Origin of the sequence: Corynebacterium sp. L4757, assembly GCF_043673995.1 — a bacterium.
GTDB lineage: Bacteria > Actinomycetota > Actinomycetes > Mycobacteriales > Mycobacteriaceae > Corynebacterium.
Genome location: NZ_JBIMEN010000001.1, coordinates 307,087 through 323,534 on the forward strand (window position 1 = coordinate 307,087; position 16,448 = coordinate 323,534).

Annotated in this window: 19 protein-coding genes; 9 read left to right on the forward strand and 10 right to left on the reverse strand. The window is 52.7% G+C overall.

The annotated features are described in order from the left end of the window. The first annotated feature begins 21 nt into the window (after window positions 1-21). The 4 genes from gluA (at window position 22) to ACG98I_RS01400 (ending at window position 3,403) form a co-directional block, all read left to right on the forward strand. Window positions 22-750 carry a glutamate ABC transporter ATP-binding protein GluA gene (gene gluA, locus ACG98I_RS01385; RefSeq protein WP_394718055.1) on the forward strand — a complete coding sequence of 243 codons (729 nt, stop codon included), beginning with the start codon at window positions 22-24 and terminating at the stop codon, window positions 748-750. Between the two features lie 45 nt (window positions 751-795). Further along, window positions 796-1,671, forward strand: a complete 876-nt coding sequence (locus ACG98I_RS01390; protein WP_394717742.1) for a glutamate ABC transporter substrate-binding protein — start codon at window positions 796-798, stop codon at window positions 1,669-1,671. 107 nt (window positions 1,672-1,778) lie between these two features. Further along, on the forward strand, window positions 1,779-2,465 hold the full coding sequence (gene gluC, locus ACG98I_RS01395) for a glutamate ABC transporter permease GluC (protein WP_394717743.1): 687 nt from the start codon (window positions 1,779-1,781) through the stop codon (window positions 2,463-2,465). Beyond that, on the forward strand, window positions 2,465-3,403 hold the full coding sequence (locus tag ACG98I_RS01400) for an amino acid ABC transporter permease (protein ID WP_394717744.1): 939 nt from the start codon (window positions 2,465-2,467) through the stop codon (window positions 3,401-3,403). Before gluC ends, ACG98I_RS01400 begins: the two co-directional genes overlap by 1 nt. Before the next feature lie 9 nt (window positions 3,404-3,412). Here the strand turns inward: ACG98I_RS01400 and recX are convergent, their stop codons facing one another. From recX to ACG98I_RS01415, 3 genes are all read right to left on the reverse strand, one after another. Then, on the reverse strand, window positions 3,413-4,024 hold the full coding sequence (recX, locus tag ACG98I_RS01405) for a recombination regulator RecX (protein ID WP_394717745.1): 612 nt from the start codon (window positions 4,022-4,024) through the stop codon (window positions 3,413-3,415). Between the two features lie 70 nt (window positions 4,025-4,094). Beyond that, window positions 4,095-5,237, reverse strand: coding sequence for a recombinase RecA (gene recA / locus ACG98I_RS01410; protein ID WP_394717746.1), 1,143 nt, complete (start codon window positions 5,235-5,237; stop codon window positions 4,095-4,097). Between the two features lie 196 nt (window positions 5,238-5,433). Then, window positions 5,434-5,661, reverse strand: a complete 228-nt coding sequence (locus ACG98I_RS01415) for a DUF3046 domain-containing protein (protein WP_394717747.1) — start codon at window positions 5,659-5,661, stop codon at window positions 5,434-5,436. Between the two features lie 98 nt (window positions 5,662-5,759). Here ACG98I_RS01415 and ACG98I_RS01420 point away from each other — a divergent pair, with 98 nt between their 5' ends. The 4 genes from ACG98I_RS01420 to ACG98I_RS01435 are packed head-to-tail and all read left to right on the forward strand — an operon-like array spanning window position 5,760 to window position 8,241. Then, a complete protein-coding gene (locus tag ACG98I_RS01420; RefSeq protein WP_394717748.1) occupies window positions 5,760-6,347 on the forward strand; it encodes a biotin transporter BioY in 588 nt (195 codons plus the stop codon). Continuing rightward, entirely contained in the window at window positions 6,334-7,029 is a 696-nt protein-coding gene (locus tag ACG98I_RS01425) for an energy-coupling factor ABC transporter ATP-binding protein (RefSeq protein ID WP_394717749.1), read from the forward strand. Before ACG98I_RS01420 ends, ACG98I_RS01425 begins: the two co-directional genes overlap by 14 nt. Before the next feature lie 56 nt (window positions 7,030-7,085). Continuing rightward, window positions 7,086-7,643 carry an energy-coupling factor transporter transmembrane component T family protein gene (locus tag ACG98I_RS01430; protein WP_394718057.1) on the forward strand — a complete coding sequence of 186 codons (558 nt, stop codon included), beginning with the start codon at window positions 7,086-7,088 and terminating at the stop codon, window positions 7,641-7,643. Between the two features lie 13 nt (window positions 7,644-7,656). Beyond that, the gene (locus tag ACG98I_RS01435) at window positions 7,657-8,241 is read left to right on the forward strand and encodes a biotin transporter BioY (protein ID WP_394717750.1); all 585 of its coding nucleotides are present in this window, start codon (window positions 7,657-7,659) and stop codon (window positions 8,239-8,241) included. A gap of 90 nt (window positions 8,242-8,331) precedes the next feature. On the opposite strand, the gene ACG98I_RS01440 is transcribed toward ACG98I_RS01435, so the two are convergent. The 4 genes from ACG98I_RS01440 to pgsA form a co-directional block, all read right to left on the reverse strand. Next, complete coding sequence (locus ACG98I_RS01440; protein ID WP_394717751.1) at window positions 8,332-9,174, reverse strand: PspA/IM30 family protein; 843 nt, start codon at window positions 9,172-9,174, stop codon at window positions 8,332-8,334. Between the two features lie 173 nt (window positions 9,175-9,347). Continuing rightward, on the reverse strand, window positions 9,348-9,713 hold the full coding sequence (locus tag ACG98I_RS01445) for a helix-turn-helix domain-containing protein (protein WP_394717752.1): 366 nt from the start codon (window positions 9,711-9,713) through the stop codon (window positions 9,348-9,350). A gap of 66 nt (window positions 9,714-9,779) precedes the next feature. Continuing rightward, window positions 9,780-10,268, reverse strand: a complete 489-nt coding sequence (locus ACG98I_RS01450; protein ID WP_394717753.1) for a CinA family protein — start codon at window positions 10,266-10,268, stop codon at window positions 9,780-9,782. Next, entirely contained in the window at window positions 10,269-10,847 is a 579-nt protein-coding gene (gene pgsA, locus ACG98I_RS01455) for a CDP-diacylglycerol--glycerol-3-phosphate 3-phosphatidyltransferase (protein ID WP_394717754.1), read from the reverse strand. Window positions 10,848-10,903: 56 nt separating this feature from the next. Between pgsA and ACG98I_RS01460 the strand changes: the two genes are divergently transcribed. Beyond that, complete coding sequence (locus ACG98I_RS01460; protein ID WP_394717755.1) at window positions 10,904-11,197, forward strand: YciI family protein; 294 nt, start codon at window positions 10,904-10,906, stop codon at window positions 11,195-11,197. A 110-nt stretch (window positions 11,198-11,307) separates the two neighbouring features. On the opposite strand, the gene ACG98I_RS01465 is transcribed toward ACG98I_RS01460, so the two are convergent. The 3 genes from ACG98I_RS01465 to ACG98I_RS01475 all read right to left on the reverse strand — a co-directional run bounded on the left by ACG98I_RS01465 (window position 11,308) and on the right by ACG98I_RS01475 (window position 16,437). Then, window positions 11,308-12,432: a TerC/Alx family metal homeostasis membrane protein gene (locus tag ACG98I_RS01465; protein WP_394717756.1), complete on the reverse strand. Its 1,125-nt coding sequence runs from the start codon at window positions 12,430-12,432 to the stop codon at window positions 11,308-11,310. A 230-nt stretch (window positions 12,433-12,662) separates the two neighbouring features. Beyond that, window positions 12,663-15,761: a DNA translocase FtsK 4TM domain-containing protein gene (locus tag ACG98I_RS01470; RefSeq protein ID WP_394717757.1), complete on the reverse strand. Its 3,099-nt coding sequence runs from the start codon at window positions 15,759-15,761 to the stop codon at window positions 12,663-12,665. Between the two features lie 64 nt (window positions 15,762-15,825). Next, window positions 15,826-16,437: a TIGR03085 family metal-binding protein gene (locus ACG98I_RS01475; protein WP_394717758.1), complete on the reverse strand. Its 612-nt coding sequence runs from the start codon at window positions 16,435-16,437 to the stop codon at window positions 15,826-15,828. Between the last annotated feature and the right edge of the window lie 11 nt (window positions 16,438-16,448).

Consider the following 16,448-nt stretch of genomic DNA (forward strand, 5'->3'; position numbering starts at 1 on the left):
AGTGAAGTGACCGACACTCCGATGATTCGCATGAGCGGCGTGCAGAAGTTCTTCGATGACTTCCAGGCACTAAAAGATATTGAGCTTGAAATTCCACATGGCCAGGTCGTTGTTGTGCTTGGGCCATCAGGCTCAGGCAAGTCAACGCTCTGCCGAACCATCAATCGACTTGAAACAATTGAGGAAGGCACCATCGAAATTGATGGCACAACTTTGCCGGAGGAAGGTACAAAGCTTGCGAAGCTGCGTGCCGATGTCGGCATGGTATTCCAGCAGTTCAACCTCTTTCCTCACCTGACCATTTTAGACAATGTCACGCTGGGACCAATCAAGGTGCGAAAGCTGAAGAAGTCTGCTGCGGAAGACCGCGCTATGCAGCTGCTCGACCGCGTCGGCATCGGCAATCAGGCCAAGAAATACCCAGCTCAGCTTTCCGGTGGACAGCAGCAGCGTGTTGCGATTGCACGAGCGCTGGCGATGGAACCCAAAGTCATGCTCTTCGATGAGCCAACCTCAGCGCTGGATCCAGAAATGGTGAATGAGGTCTTGGACGTTATGGCAACGTTGGCCAAAGAAGGAATGACCATGGTCGTCGTCACCCATGAGATGGGCTTCGCCCGCCGTGCCGCCGACCGAATTCTATTTATGGCTGATGGTGAAATCGTCGAAGATACCGACCCCACTTCTTTCTTCGATAATCCACAGTCCGATCGCGCCAAAGATTTCTTGGGCAAGATTCTTTCCCACTAGTTCTGACAGCATCATCCCTATTACTCAACTCAAGGAGTTAACATCATGTCCCGTTCCACTACTCGTATCGCCGCAATCATTGGTACCGTTGCCATCTCCGGAAGCCTGCTCGCCGCCTGTGGCGACTCCTCCGGCGAAGGCGACGGCCTGCTTGCCTCCATTGAGGCTGGCAATGTCACCCTCGGCACCAAGTATGACCAGCCGGGCCTTGGTCTCCGTGAGCCCGACGGAACCATGACTGGTCTGGATGTTGATATAGCCACCTATGTGGTCAACTCAATCGCTGCTGAAAATGGCTGGGAGGAACCGACCATTGAGTGGCGTGAATCCCCTTCCGCGCAGCGTGAAACCCTCATCCAAAATGGTGAGGTGGACATGATTGCAGCAACCTATTCCATCAACACTGGACGCTCCGAGTCCGTCAATTTCGGCGGCCCATACCTGCTTACCCACCAGGCATTGCTGGTGCAAGAGTCCAACTCTGACATCAATGGTCTGGATGACTTGGATGGCAAGATTCTGTGCTCCGTTACTGGCTCCACCCCAGCGCAGACCGTGAAGGACGCGCTTCCTTCCGTTCAGCTGCAGGAATATGACACCTACTCCAGCTGTACCGAAGCACTGCGTCAGGGCAATGTTGATGCAATGACCACAGATGCGACCATCCTGCACGGCTACTCTACCCAGGCACCAGGCAACTTCCGCGTGGTCGAGCTGGAGAAGGACGGCGAACCATTCACCAATGAGTACTACGGCATTGGTCTCACCAAGGATGACACTGAGGGCACTGACGCCATCAACGCTGCCCTGGAGGCAATGTTTGAAGACGGTTCCTATGACGAATTCATCTCCAACAACATGGGCGAGGGAGAAGGCATCACCCAGGGCACCCCAGGTGACCTCTCCTTCTTGGATGAATAATCCAGCAGCGTCGAGATAAACCCTTGATGAGCCCCAGCCAGTAATAAACAGCCGGGGCTCAACTGACTTAAACCACCATTCGCGTTTTCATATCAGCAAGGAGAATTATGAACGCCATGTGGGATCAGCTCCTACCAGGCCTATGGCCTGCGTTTTGGATCACCATTCAACTGACATTCTGGTCAGCTCTGGGTTCGCTAATTTTAGGAACCATCCTCACCACCATGAGGGTCTCCCCTGTTGCAATCTTGCGTTCCACGTCGACGTTCTACATCTCCGTGGTACGTAATACGCCGCTGACGCTGATTGTCCTTTTCTGTTCCTTCGGCCTTTATCAGAATCTAGGATTGGCCTTAGCGAGCCGCGAATCACAGACCTTCTTATCGGACAATAACTTCCGACTCGCAATCTTAGGCTTCATTCTCTACACCTCAGCGTTTGTCGCGGAGTCTTTGCGTTCCGGTATTAACACGGTTGACTTTGGCCAGGCGGAAGCAGCCCGCTCGCTAGGTTTGAGCTTCAGCGATACCTTTAGGACCATTGTATTCCCGCAAGCCGTACGCGCGGCGATCGTCCCACTGGGCAATACTCTTATCGCTCTGACGAAGAACACCACGATTGCATCAACCATCGGCGTGGCGGAAGCTTCGCTGCTGATGAAATCAACGATTGAAAACCACGCTAATCAGCTCTTCATCATCTTCTTCATCTTCGCACTCGGATTCATCATCCTCACCCTCCCCATGGGTCTTGGTCTGGGCAAACTTTCTGAGCGTTTGGCGGTGAAGAAGTAATGTCTGTACGCGCTACCGTCCTCTATGACGCACCCGGCCCCAAGGGCCGCCGCAATAACCGCATCTACTCCGGAATTGCCCTACTAGTATTCCTCGCCATCATTGGATGGATTGGATGGACCCTAAATAATAATGGTCAATTCGAAAGCCAACTTTGGGCACCATTCCTGCAGGCGCAAACCTGGACCACCTACCTGCTACCTGGCCTACGTGGCACGCTTTTCTCTGCTTTCGCATCCATTTTGCTGGCCTGCATATTCGGCGTAGTCCTGGGACTTGGACGTCTTTCTGAAAACGGGTTCGTCCGCCTGGTCTGCGGCGTTATTGTTGAGTTTTTCCGTGCCATCCCAGTTCTGCTGCTGATGATCTTCGCCTACCAGCTCTTTGCAGTGTACAACGTGGTCCCCTCACGGCAGCTCGCGTTTTCTGCTGTGGTCACCGCTTTGACACTGTACAACGGCTCAGTCATCGCTGAGATTCTTCGCTCCGGCATTCGGTCGCTTCCGAAAGGTCAAACCGAAGCCGCCAAGGCGCTTGGCCTCTCACACCGTCTGACCATGTACAAAGTCCTGTTGCCGCAAGCTATCGCCGCCATGTTGCCTGCGTTGATCGCACAGATGGTCATCGCTTTGAAGGACTCCGCTTTGGGCTACCAGATTGGTTACGTCGAGATTGTTCGCTCCGGTATTCAGTCTGCGTCCTATAACCAGAACTTCTTGGCTTCCTTGGTCATTGTCGGAATCATTATGGTTCTCATCAATTGGGGTCTGACTTCCCTGGCTCAGCGAATCGAACGCCAGCTACGCGCTGGCCGAGCCCGCAAGAACATTGTTGCCAAGGTCCCAGAGGCACCCGATCAGGGTTTGGACACCAAGGACAACGTCAATGTTGACTGGCACGCGCCGGGATACAAAGAAATCCGCAACCCATCCGAGTAAGCAACCTGCTTAATCCTCGTCTGTCCCTATTTCTTCTAGGCGCTCATCTAGAGCCTTCCTGGCAAGAGATAGGGACATTCCTTCATTAAAGCCTCGACGTGACAGCACTCCAACAATCCGGCGGAGTGCTTTTTCGCGCTCGGCATAGTCTTCCGGCGCTTTCTTAATAGACCGCGCCTTCTTTACTGCCAGGCTCCAAGCCATTTCTTCTTCATCGGAGTCATCAATCTGCTCTAACGCTTGTGCACGGACCGATGAGCTTATGCCTTTGCGAATAAGTTCCTGATTGAGCGCCCGCGCTGACTTTCCACGCCGAGCGTGGCGTTGACGTACCCATTCAGATGCGAAATGTTCATCATTAATCAATCCCACCTGAGTGAGATCATCAAGCACCGCTTCAATAACTGGCACCTCGAATTCGAGCTTCACCAAACGGTCATGAAGTTCCTGACGCGACCGTGCACGCTCGTCCAACAAACGCAGCGCACGAGCACGCACATCAGCCTTGGCCTCTTCGGCTTCGTGGTCGAAAAGCTGGTTCTCCACTTGGCCTTCAGAATAGTCCTCCAGCGCTTGGCGTAGCTTTGCTACTTTCTCAGGATCCGGTTGATATGCACTCACTATTATTCCTTGGGTTCACACACAAAAGACGCGGCACCTGAAAACCAAGTGCCGCGTGCAATCTAACTATTTACTCTTCGTCATCATCAAAATCGACGTTTGGAACAAAGCCCGCCGGATCATCAGTCAACGGATCCTCCGAACCTGGAACATCCATCGGTGTCTCTTCCTCACCCGCGGTCTTGGCAAATTCACCAACACCGAGCTTCTGGAAGATCTTCTTTTCAATCTCATCGGCCAAGTCCTTGTTCTGCTTCAAGAACATACGAGACTTTTCCTTGCCCTGGCCTAGCTGATCGCCCTCATAGGTAAACCAAGAACCGGACTTCTTAATAAATCCGTGCTCAACACCCAGGTCAATAATGGAAGACTCACGAGAGATACCTTCGCCGTACATGATGTCGAATTCCGCAATCTTGAATGGTGGAGAAACCTTGTTCTTCACAATCTTCAAGCGGGTACGGTTACCAATCGCATCTTGCCCATCCTTAAGTGTCTGGATACGACGGATGTCACAACGGACTGAAGCATAGAACTTCAGAGCCTTACCACCTGTCGTGGTTTCAGGCGAACCGAACATCACGCCAATCTTTTCACGCAGCTGGTTAATAAAGATTGCGGTGGTGCCCGAGTTATAGAGAGCACCAGTCATCTTACGCAGCGCCTGCGACATCAAACGCGCCTGCAGACCAACGTGAGAGTCACCCATCTCACCTTCAATTTCAGCCTTTGGAGTCAGTGCCGCAACCGAGTCAATGACGATAATGTCAATCGCGCCTGAACGCACCAACATGTCAGCGATCTCAAGTGCTTGCTCACCTGTATCAGGCTGGGAAACGAGCAGGTTATCAGTATCAACACCCAGCAGGCGAGCGTATTCTGGGTCAAGAGCATGCTCAGCGTCGATGAATGCTGCGATGCCGCCATCCTTCTGCGCTTCCGCAATGGCATGCAGGGCCACAGTGGTTTTACCAGAAGACTCAGGGCCATAAACTTCGATGACGCGGCCGCGTGGGAAGCCACCGATACCAAGTGCAATGTCAATCGCGGTATTACCGGACGAGATAGCCTGAATTGGTGGGCGGTTTTCTTCGCCCAAGCGCATGATGGCGCCTTTACCGAAGTCCTTTTCAATCATGGACATTGCGGCATCGAGGGCCTTCTTACGATCCTCACCTGGCTTCGTCGCTGTGGTCTTCTTTTTCGCAGCCATTATCTTCCTTCGAATTTAATTCACGGTTTCTGGGCACGTGGTGTAATGCCCACTATATTTCCTAGACTCAGTCATGAGGTGATTAGTTCCCACGCTGAACTTTTATACGCGGCTCACAATAATGCCCGCATCAGACACATCGAATATTACACGCACATCTTTTCGATTGCATATTCGAATACGGAGTGTCCCTATATCATTTTCCAGGCCGGTCAATACCTAGGCGTTCACCTTCCGGTACTGAAAAATCATCACAGAGCCCGTTCCACACTTTAGTCAAATCGTAACCGCGTTCGATTAAAGCATCCGGAGTATCACCAAGCGTGGACACCACATGAGAGTGGGAAATCCACCGCCCCTGCGGGGTGCCGAAAACGTCTTGCAGCAATTGCTCAAACTCCGTTAGTCGCATGGAGGCTATCATAGCGCAGCCTTCCAAACCCCCTGCTTAAACACCGTTCAGTACACTGTTCAAAATATACGTTTGCCAGCAATAACAAAGGTGTAATACAGTACCTTTTTATGAAAAAGAATTCCCTAGCCACAGACCTGGCTTACGTGGCGGTCTTTACCGCACTTGTGGTTGTCCTTGCATTCGTATCCATTCCAGTTGGTGGTGCTGGCGTTCCCATCGTCATGCAGAATGCTGCCATCATTCTCGCTGGTTTGGTCCTCGGCGGTCGCCGCGGCCTTTATGTCGGTCTACTCTTTTTGATTCTCGGCCTTGCATTGCCAGTACTCGCCGGCGGTGGCACCACACTACGTGCACTGGCGGGTCCAACTGCAGGCTACATCATTGGCTATGTCATCTCCCCTGCCGTTGCCGGTCTCATTGCTTACCGTGCCCCACGCAAGAAGGCGGGCATGGTCATCACTTTGGCGATTGCTGCTTTCGCTGGTCTGGCTGTCCAGTACGTCTGTGGTTCAATTGGCCTGATGTTCCGTTCCGGCCTGGATGCCTCGGCCGCTTTCGCTGCACAGATTCCTTTCCTGGCACCAGATAGTGCAAAGATTGTTGTAGCAATCATCATCGCCGTCGGCGTGCATGCAGCTTTCCCTGACTTGCTCGCAAAGAAAAAGAAGAAAGAACTCGTTAGTGCCTCACATTAAGTTCGACAATGTCAGTGTCTCCTTTGATGAAACCCCAGTGCTGAGCGGTATCAATCTGGATCTCACAGAACACCGCATTGGCATCATTGGCGCAAATGGTTCCGGTAAGTCAACCATGACCAGGCTGATTAATGGACTGGGAGAGCCTACTTCCGGCACAGTTTCAGTCGATGGCATGGATGTTTCTGAAAATGGCAAGGAATTGCGCCGCAAGATTGGGTTCATCTTTTCTGATGCAGAAAATCAGATCGTGATGCCGAATGTACGTGATGACGTGGCTTTCTCACTGCGCCGTTTCAAGCTTCCGAAAGCTGAGCGCAATGCGCTGGTCGATGCCGCGCTCGCCCGCTTTCAGCTCACAGAACTAGCGGACAACTCGCCTCATACGCTCTCTGGTGGGCAGAAACAAATGCTTGCGATGGCCGCGGTTTTGGTCACCGACCCAATACTCATTCTGGCAGATGAGCCAACCACGCTGCTGGATTTAATCAACCGCAATCGCATTCGCCGCGAGTTTGCTGCCCTAGAGCAGCAGGTCGTTGTGGTTACGCATGACCTGGAGTTTTTATCTGACTTTGACCGCGTTATCTGCATTGATAACCATGCGGTCGCATACGACGGCGCCCCCGGTGAGGCCATTGACTTCTATACCGATTTAATGGAACAGCGAGCACTGCAGTGAAAACGAAGAACATTCCACTAGCCGTCTACGTTGATAAAGACACTCCAATCCATCGGATGCGCGCGAGTTGGAAACTGCTTTTTATCATCCTCTTCATTCTCACCACATCAATAGTGGCGACCAGCCCGATGCGCGGAGTCATTGCTTGCCTCCTCGGGGCGTCGCTTTATTTCGTGGCTAGAATTCCGGCCAAGATTGCTTTGTCCCAGCTGTGGCCCCCGCTCATCATTCTGGTGCCGTTGGCAGCCTTCCAGTGGTGGTCGAAAGACCTCGATTATGCAGTGGCCATGTTCTTATCAATCTTCGCCTCTATTTTAGTTGCGTTCTTGCTGACTCTGACCTCGACAATTGATGAAATCATGGAATCCGTGGAGTCCTCGCTCGCACCACTGGAGCGTTTCGGTTTCCCCGTTGACACTGTCACCCTGGCCATGTCGCTCACTATCCGGCTCATCCCGCTCATGTTCGCCACCGTAGGTGAGGTACTTGATGCCCGAAAAGCCCGTGGTGCGGGCTTTTCTATTGCGGCTTTTGGCACCCCAGTATTAATTCGTTCAATCCGCCGCGCCCGCTCTATTGGTGAGGCCCTCCAAGCCCGAGGTGTCGGCGACTAAAAGAAAGACTTCCATGAAGAAGAACACCGCAACCGACCTCGCATATGTCGCGGTCTTTACCACTCTCATTATTGTCCTAGCCTTCGTGGCCATCCCAGTGGGCACCGCCGGTGTCCCAATCGTGGTGCAAAACTCAGCGTTGATTCTCACCGGCCTCATTGTGGGCGGTCGCCGCGGCCTTTATGTTGGACTGCTCTTCCTCACCATTGGTTTAGCATTCCCAGTACTCGCTGGCGGCGGCACCACGTTACGCGCCCTGGCGGGCCCTACAGCTGGCTATATTATTGGCTATGTCTTCTCCCCTGCTATCGCAGGACTCATCGCCTACCGCGCACCCCGCAAGAAGATCACGCGCGTACTCATATTCATTGCAGCTGCATTTGCTGCTCTTTTCACCCAGTACATCTTTGGCGCCATTGGTCTGATGATTCGTTCTGGCCTGGGAGTCGTTGAAGCAGTTGCTGCTCAGCTTGCGTTCATCCCAGCCGCAAGCATCGAAATGACCGTCGTGATCATCATCGCGCTCGGTGTCCACACAGCGTTCCCCGACCTGATTTCACAAAAGAAGAAGAATCTGGAACCTGCACCGACTGCATAAACCGGCAGAGTAAAAATATGTAAATAAAAAGTGTGTGGGGCTTCCCTCGGGAAGTCCCACACACTTTTGTACTAGCGGTATTGCTAGAAACTACTCACCACGCAGCTCGCGCAGACGAGCCTGAACCGCATCATCAGAAGCAGATGGTTGTGCATTCGTGGAGCCGGACTCGATTGCGCTGTTTCCATTAGAAGAACCGGACTCAACAGCCTTATTGCTATTCATCTCAGCACGAATCTGCTCCAAGCGGGAGTGACCAGCCATCTGGATGCCAGCTTGCTGGACCTCAGCCATACGGCCTTCCACAGAGTCAGCTGCCAACTCAGCCTGGCCCAGTGCCTTAGAGTAACGACGCTCAATCTTGTCGCGAACGGAGTCCAGAGAAGGACCGCCGTTGCTGGTCAGTTCGTTCATGCTGGAGAGAGAATCAGAGACCTTCTCCTGCATCTTCGCCTGCTCCAGCTGGCTCAGCAGCTTGGAACGCTCAGCAACCTTCTCACGCAAGGTGCCAGCGTTACGTTCAACAGCCTTCTTCGCCTGGTCTGCCTGCTGCAGAGCCTGATCGTGCAGACGCTTAGAATCTTCTACTGCCTGCTCAGCAGTAACCAGCTGTGCTGCGAAAGCCTCAGCCGCATTCTCGTACTCAACTGCCTTAGCTTCATCGCCCTGAGCGCGAGCTTTATCAGCCAGCTCCAGCGCCTGACGGGTATTACCCTGTAGCTTCTCAATCTCACCGAGACGGCGGTTGAGCTGCATTTCCAGCTGACGCTGGTTACCAATGACTGCGGCAGCCTGCTGGGACAATTCCTGGTGCTGACGCTGTGCGTCCTGAATTGCCTGCTCGATCTGTACCTTAGGGTCTGCGTTCTCCTCGATCTTGGAGTCGAACAAAGCCATCAAGTACTTCCAAGCCTTCACAAAAGGGTTAGCCATAGTCCCAGGCCTTTCATTCAAATCTTTTCGATTTAGATTGTCTTTTTACTAAGTTTAAAACTACCTTAGAATTCTACAGCCACAATGGTAGCGAAAACGGCACCGAAGTGCTGTATGAGACTAAATATAGCTCATACTTTTACGTCAAGAACCGGGAATCCGATTCTGAACGTTTAGGCCTCAGAGGCAGCAGGAGTAGTGGAAGCCAATTCTTCATTAACGCTTGGCAGCGCCATGTTTCCTGCTGCTTCAATGAGAACATCAGAAACTGAAGCATCCAGCGCATGGCAGACGGCAGCCAACATTTCAGACGAGACTTCCTTACGTCCACGTTCCAGTTCAGACAAGTATCCGGGGGAAACGTGAGCGTTTGCAGCGAGTTCACGCAAAGTAACGCCTTTATCAGCGCGGAAGGCACGCAAGGTCAGACCAAGTGCTTCTCGCAACAGTGGCTCGGGATGTAGAACACGAGCACTGTGCGCTTCCTTGATTGCGTGAGAGTCTTGGGACTTTTCGAGGAGTGCGGTTGTAGTGTTCATTACTAATTACAACGAAGGACGGGATTAGTTTGTTCCCAGCTCCCTAAAATTGTTTATTATCCCAGTTCATTGTGTTAATTGCTGAAGAAGTAACTGCAGTGAATGTTCCACTGCTTGCAGCCGGATACTATTGCGATCCCCGCTCAACATGCCACCTACTGAGTCCGCACTCATCGCTCGAATACTCGTGACACCATTCGGACCAGCGCACGCGATATAGACCTCACCCACCGGATGTCCGTCCTGGGGGTCAGGTCCAGCGACACCAGTTAGGGACAAGGCCCACGTTGAACCACATGCTTGGCGTGCTCCAACCGCCATTGCTTCAGCAACCTCCGGTGAGATGACGCTGTATTCATCCACCAGCTCCTGCGGAACATGCGCGAGTGCAACTTTGAGTTCGGTTGCATACGTAATGATTCCGCCGCGCAGCACAGCTGAAGCTCCTGGGACTGTAGCAATGGTCGCGCTCGCAAGTCCTGCCGACAAAGATTCGCAAAAAGCGAGGGTCTCCCCTCGCTCGGTTAGCCGAAGCACGACTTCTTTAGCACTCACTTAATTATGCTTTCTCGCATCAATTAGATACTGGGCACCGGTCACAACGGTCACCGCTACGGCCAGCAGCATGACGATGAAGCTTGGTATATCCATCCAGGCAGGCAATGGGCACAAATACAGCGCTACTGCGAATGCTTGCAGGACAGTTTTAAGCTTGCCGCCCTTTGATGCAGGAACAACCTTGCCGTTGCGCAGCATCCACATCCGCCAGAATGTAATACCAAACTCGCGTACTAGTATAACCACGGTAATCCATACGGGGAGAACACCAATGATGTTGAGGCTCACCAAAGCAGCCGTCATCAAGGCCTTGTCAGCGATTGGGTCAGCAATCTTGCCGAAGTCCGTCACCAGTCCGCGTGCACGCGCAATATCACCGTCAAGTTTGTCCGTAATCATCAAGACCACGAACAGACCAAAAGCCCACCACTCGTGATTAGCTAGTACAAGCCAAACGAATACAGGGATGAATAAGATGCGCAAACTGGTCAGGACGTTTGGAAGGTTCCAGTTAGAGGGCTTCGCCGCACCGGAATCTGGATTTACGCTATCTTTTGGAGTGGTCACACCAGACATATTACCGTGCCTGAAGTATTCATGATCCACCCCGTCATTATGCGTAGAATTACACCATGAAGTTCTACGCAGTTATGTACGAATATAACCCTAACCACCCTCGCCTTGATGACGTCCGTCCAAAGCACCGCGAATTCATCGGCACCCTTTTCAACCAAGACCAGATTGTGGGCTCAGGGCCTTTCACCGATTCCAAAGGGGGTGCACTCATTATCTTGCAGCTCAATGAAGAAACCACGATGGAAGACGTCATCACCATCATGGACGGAGATCCTTATTGGATTGAAGAACTTGTCACCAAGCGTGAAATTCGCGAGTGGAGCCCCAAGTCTGCGGTGTTCGACTTCTAATCTCATCTACCAATAAAACATCAAAGGTCGGTGCCCATCTGCAGATGGACACCGACCTTCTTTATTCTCTCAGCACGAGCGCTTCAGGCTGACTCGCTATAGTTAATTGCCTACTTCGTTGAAGGCAACTCGCTTTCAGGGAGTTCGGATGCAAGGCCGACGTACTCACCCTTACGGTCGCGGACAATCTTATTGCCCTCATCATCCCAGTCATAGTGGTTGTGGGAGATGTGAATACCGCCTTGGGCTTCATCACGCTTGTCCTTGATGACAGACGCAATGACCGTCACAACAAGCACACCAACGATCACCACAAGCGATGTCAGGGTTGGAATTTCTGGAACGCCAACGTTCTCACCACCATTGATGAAGAACAAGTTGTTCTCGTGGAGGGCGTGCAGCAGCAGTTTGACGCCAATGAAGCCCAAGATAACGCCCAGTCCATAGGACAGGTACACCAGACGATCCAGCAGACCATCAAGCAAGAAGTACATCTGACGCAGACCCATCAGGGAGAATGCGTTGGTGGTAAACACCAAGAATGGCTCAGAAGTAATACCGTAGATAGCTGGAATGGAGTCGAACGCGAACATGATGTCGACCAAGCCGATAGCAATCAGCGCAACGAAGAGCGGGGTAAGAGCCAGCTTGCCCTTCTTTGGACCCTCTTCCACACGGTGGGTCAGCTTATCGCTGTGATAGCGCGGGGTAACGTGAACAACCTTGCGCAGCCACTTGATGACCAGCATGTCATTCGGATCGGTTTCTGGAGCATCACGGACCTCATCAATAACAAGCTTGACAGCGGTTGCGATAAGGAAGATTGCGAAGAGGTAGAAGATATCCGACCAAGCAGCAATCAGTGCTGCACCCAGCAAAATGAAGATCAAGCGGAATAGCAGCGCCAGGACAATACCAATGAGCAGTACTTTTTGCTGGTACTTACGTGGAATCTTGAACGCGCCCATAATCAGGGCGAAGACGAAGAGGTTGTCTACCGAAAGTGCTTTCTCGGTCACGTAACCCGTGTAGTACTGCACTGCATGTTCTTGGTCCCATAGACCCCACACCAGCAGGCCGAAGAGCAATGCAATAGCAACGTAGAAAATGGTCCACGTACCCGATTCCTTGAGCGTTGGCTCATGTGGAGTTCGAACGTGGGAGTAAAAGTCAAAAATGAAAAATCCGGCAATGACAGCAAGCGTCAATATCCAGATCCAAAGTGGCACACCCATTGGCATATCCTCCGGTCGTAGTGAAAGCTTAAATTGACCGGAGGTCTCCCCCGCCTAAAAAATTAGGCCGACACGACCGGGAGAATCTGCGCTGGAATTATTGGTAATTCCGCGTAACTCTGCCGTGTTGACGATCAGTGCCGAAAGATGGGGTACTCCCCTCCAATACTTGTCATAGTGTACACGAACGCCCCACCTGATCAACGTCTGAAGTAGGTGGGGCGATTTTTCTAGAACGCGCCGTTGGTGGGGTTATAAGTTGCCTGGACAGTTTGCGTGTCTTCCCCCGAGTCGGGCTCTGGTGTTGCATCGGAATCTGAGCTTTGTTCCGCTGCCATTTCTTCTTGGACTTCCTTCGGAGCATCCGCTGGGTCAGCGCCCTTAATCATCCACACGATGGTTTCCAGCTCTTCTGGCTTTACCAGGACTTCACGTGCCTTAGAGCCTTCGGAAGGCCCCACTACGCCGCGCGATTCCATCAAGTCCATGAGTCGGCCGGCCTTCGCGAAACCGATGCGCAGCTTACGCTGCAACATGGAGGTCGAACCCAGCTGTGAGGTGACAACGAGGTCAACGGCTTCAAGCAGGTCATCCATGTCCTTGCCGATGTCATCATCGATGACCTTCTTCTCACTAGCCTTTTCTTCGGTCACACCTTCGGTGTAGTTAGGCTGTGCCTGATCCTTAGCTGCTTCAACGACAGCTTGTACCTCTTCATCAGAAACGAAAGCACCCTGGACACGAACTGGTCGCCCGCCCTGTGGAATAAACAAGGCGTCACCCATACCAATGAGCTTTTCTGCACCAGGCTGGTCCAAAATAACTCGTGAGTCAGTCAAGGAGGAAGTCGCGAATGCCAGACGTGAAGGCACGTTGGTCTTAATCAGACCGGTAACTACGTCCACGGATGGACGCTGAGTAGCAAGAACCAAGTGGATACCGGCAGCACGTGCCTTCTGAGTAATGCGCACGATCGAGTCCTCAATCTCCTTTGGCGCAGTCATCATCAAGTCGGCCAGCTCGTCGACCACGCAGATGATGAATGGATAAGGACGCATCTCACGCTGCGAACCTGGAGGAGCAGTGAGTTCACCGGAGCGAACCTTTCGGTTGAAGTCCTTGATGTGACGAACGCGCGCAGACTTCATGTCCATGTATCGCTGTTCCATTTCCTCAACCAGCCACTGCAGTGCTGCAGCAGCCTTCTTCGGCTGAGTAATGATCGGCGTTATCAGGTGTGGAATACCTTCGTACGGCGTCAATTCCACCATCTTTGGGTCAACCAGAATCAAACGCACATCCTCTGGTGTTGCTCGCGTCAGCAAAGAAACCAGCAAGGAGTTCACGAATGCTGACTTACCGGAACCAGTTGCACCAGCAACAAGAAGGTGCGGCATCTTCTGTACTGATGCAGAGATGAATTCACCTTCAATATCCTTACCCAAGCCAATCAGCATCGGGTCATGGTCAGCAACAGTTGCCGGCGCCTCCAGCACCTCACGCAAACGAACCATCTCGCGGTCAGGATTTGGAACCTCAATACCCACCGCCGACTTACCAGGAATCGGAGTAAGCAGGCGAACATTCTCGGTAGCCACTGCATACGCCAAGTTGGACTGCAGGTTCGTAATCTTTGAGACCTTAACGCCAGGGCCAAGCTCGATTTCATAGCGCGTCACTGTTGGGCCACGGCTAAAGCCAGTGACTGCGGCATTGATCTTGAATTCTTCAAAGACCTCCGTGATCGCGTCAATAGTCCGGTCATTAACTTCAGTGCGTTCTTTCGATGGTGCGCCTGGAGCCAATAGCGAGGTTTCCGGAATCTCATAATCTGGAGCCTCGAATGCTGCGTCTTCCGAACCAAATGACTCTTCATCTGCATCGGACGAAGGATCTGCCGCTGGCTTTCCGGTGGCTGGATCTACACCGGAGCGTGCCAAGATTGCTTGACGCATGGCATCTTGGGATGAAGAGACAACGTCATTCGAGGAAGCAGGTGCTTCCTCCGGTGTTTCTACTGGTTCCGGCTTCTCGATCACACGAGTTGGTTCCGGAGCAGACTTCGGCGCAGCCGGCTTCGGCGTAGTTGGCTTTGCAGGCGTGGTTGGAGCCTTCATTGCAGGAAGCACCTGCGTATCGTTTTCAGACGGTCCCTCATCAACTGGGTAACGGCCAGGCTCAGGAGCTGGAGCTGGGTATGCCTCCATTGGAGACTTCGGGGTCACGCGTGGAGTTGGGCGAGGAGAAGTCCGTGGGGTGCGCGTGCGGCCAGTTTCAATCTGGTCGATCTCATTGCTAACGGAGCCATAGAGATCATCATCTTCATAGTCTTCGTGATCAGCAGCGTCTGCTGGTGAGGTCGCGGACTTAATAAGGTCGGATACATAATCAATGGCTTCACGCACGGTGATACCCGTAACGCGCAGCGCTCCATAGATAATGACCAGAATCAACAAAGGTGCGGCCACATAGGAAGAAAAACCTGCAGCCAGCAGTCCGCCCGTCCAAGCGCCGATAGCACCACCGGCGGCAATGCGATCTTCCCAGCCGGATGGATTGCCAGCAAAGATGTGGATCAGTCCGAGCATTGCCACGACAATCATCGTGGTGCCAATGACGACACGAACCGGGATACCCGTCTCTGGCGCACTAATGTCAAGCATGAGGGCTAGAGCTAAGGCGATAAGCGCCACTGGCAGCACGAGTGCACCAGCACCGATTACGAGGTGAATAGCATGCGCGATCGCAGCACCAATAGGCCCGGCAATATCCAGCCACACCGAGGCGCCAACGATTGCTGCCAGACCAAGCAGAATCAAACCAACTGCATCAGGATTGCTTACGCGCCACCCTGGCCCCTCATCGCTGTCTTCTTGCATCTCGTCGACGGCTTCTTCATCCCCAAAATCATCCAGGGATAGCTCATCAATGTCTTCTTCACGACGCGCCTTGGAGGTCACGCTAGATTTACGGCGCTTACGCGGTGCGGGCTTGTCCGAAATGTCTTCGTACTCCCTTACTTCTTGTTCGTCTACATTGTCATGCTCGTCATAATCGCTCGAGGGCTTCAAGCTTGCAATTCCACTGCCGACAGCACGCGTTGCGCTGCCGACCCCCCGTGCAGTTGCACCAACAGCCTTGGAAAGTCCACGACCGACAGCGCCAAAGGCGCTTCCAGTTCTTTGATGTGAACCAGCAGCGCTTTGGGTTACCTGCAATTTGGTTTCTGTAGCAGATCCGCTCCGTGCGCCAGCAGGACGCGACCGATTCGCACTCTTAGTACCAGAGCGAGGTCGACGTGAAGGGCGAGAAGCATTCTTGACAGACATGCTTGTAACTTTAGCCGCACTTACCCCTCTCGTCACATTAGCCACACGGGGCTACAGCGATATTTTAACGAGAAACCTTTTCTGCATCACCGTTAATTGTGACGTCTACTACGTCACGACCATAGGCCCACAGCAGCAACTCCCCCACTGCCCCACTCACGCGAACGACATCGCCACCATTCTTAGCAACACCCTTGCGGTCTGCCGCGATGACACGATCGAAACCGCGAGGGTGCAAAACCACCGGCGCTTCTGACTTCTTCAAAAGCATCGGAGCCATCATCTTCAACGCACCAAAAAGTTGCTTCTCAGCAGCCTGAGAAAGCGGCTGAGGCGTAGTCTTCCCATTCGCGCGACGAACATCTTCGTGGTGGATAAAGTTTTCCGCCGTATTCATCTTGGTATCAAAAGGCTTCAACAGCTTCGGCGGACCTTGACGCCATGCCTCAACCACTTCCTCATAGTCCCTGTCTAAGGTCTCTTCGGTGACGTCTTCTAAGCGGTCTTCGAGTTTCTCGATAAACATGCCGCCCGCTGCATCAACGCGGTTTTCCCGAATCCATAAATGCGCAGCCATATCTTTGGTCTCCCATCCTTCGCACAAGGTGGGAGCCTCAGGGCCGAGTTCAAGAAGTAGATCTGCTAATTGGTTTCGTTGCGCGGTTGCAAAAGTCATGGCCCCCAGCA

Excerpts from the sequence above, each read along its gene's own strand:
- ACG98I_RS01390 (WP_394717742.1), top strand. The coding sequence starts at position 796 with ATGTCCCGTTCCACTACTCGTATCGCCGCAATCATTGGTACCGTTGCC.
- gluA (WP_394718055.1), top strand. The coding sequence starts at position 22 with ATGATTCGCATGAGCGGCGTGCAGAAGTTCTTCGATGACTTCCAGGCA.
- ACG98I_RS01460 (WP_394717755.1), top strand. The coding sequence starts at position 10,904 with ATGAAGTTCTACGCAGTTATGTACGAATATAACCCTAACCACCCTCGC.
- gluC (WP_394717743.1), top strand. The coding sequence starts at position 1,779 with ATGAACGCCATGTGGGATCAGCTCCTACCAGGCCTATGGCCTGCGTTT.
- ACG98I_RS01415 (WP_394717747.1), bottom strand. The coding sequence starts at position 5,661 with ATGATAGCCTCCATGCGACTAACGGAGTTTGAGCAATTGCTGCAAGAC.
- ACG98I_RS01435 (WP_394717750.1), top strand. The coding sequence starts at position 7,657 with ATGAAGAAGAACACCGCAACCGACCTCGCATATGTCGCGGTCTTTACC.
- ACG98I_RS01400 (WP_394717744.1), top strand. The coding sequence starts at position 2,465 with ATGTCTGTACGCGCTACCGTCCTCTATGACGCACCCGGCCCCAAGGGC.
- ACG98I_RS01465 (WP_394717756.1), bottom strand. The coding sequence starts at position 12,432 with ATGGGTGTGCCACTTTGGATCTGGATATTGACGCTTGCTGTCATTGCC.
- ACG98I_RS01470 (WP_394717757.1), bottom strand. The coding sequence starts at position 15,761 with ATGTCTGTCAAGAATGCTTCTCGCCCTTCACGTCGACCTCGCTCTGGT.
- ACG98I_RS01430 (WP_394718057.1), top strand. The coding sequence starts at position 7,086 with ATGCGCGCGAGTTGGAAACTGCTTTTTATCATCCTCTTCATTCTCACC.
- ACG98I_RS01440 (WP_394717751.1), bottom strand. The coding sequence starts at position 9,174 with ATGGCTAACCCTTTTGTGAAGGCTTGGAAGTACTTGATGGCTTTGTTC.
- pgsA (WP_394717754.1), bottom strand. The coding sequence starts at position 10,847 with ATGTCTGGTGTGACCACTCCAAAAGATAGCGTAAATCCAGATTCCGGT.
- ACG98I_RS01420 (WP_394717748.1), top strand. The coding sequence starts at position 5,760 with ATGAAAAAGAATTCCCTAGCCACAGACCTGGCTTACGTGGCGGTCTTT.
- ACG98I_RS01475 (WP_394717758.1), bottom strand. The coding sequence starts at position 16,437 with ATGACTTTTGCAACCGCGCAACGAAACCAATTAGCAGATCTACTTCTT.
- recA (WP_394717746.1), bottom strand. The coding sequence starts at position 5,237 with ATGGCTGCGAAAAAGAAGACCACAGCGACGAAGCCAGGTGAGGATCGT.
- ACG98I_RS01445 (WP_394717752.1), bottom strand. The coding sequence starts at position 9,713 with ATGAACACTACAACCGCACTCCTCGAAAAGTCCCAAGACTCTCACGCA.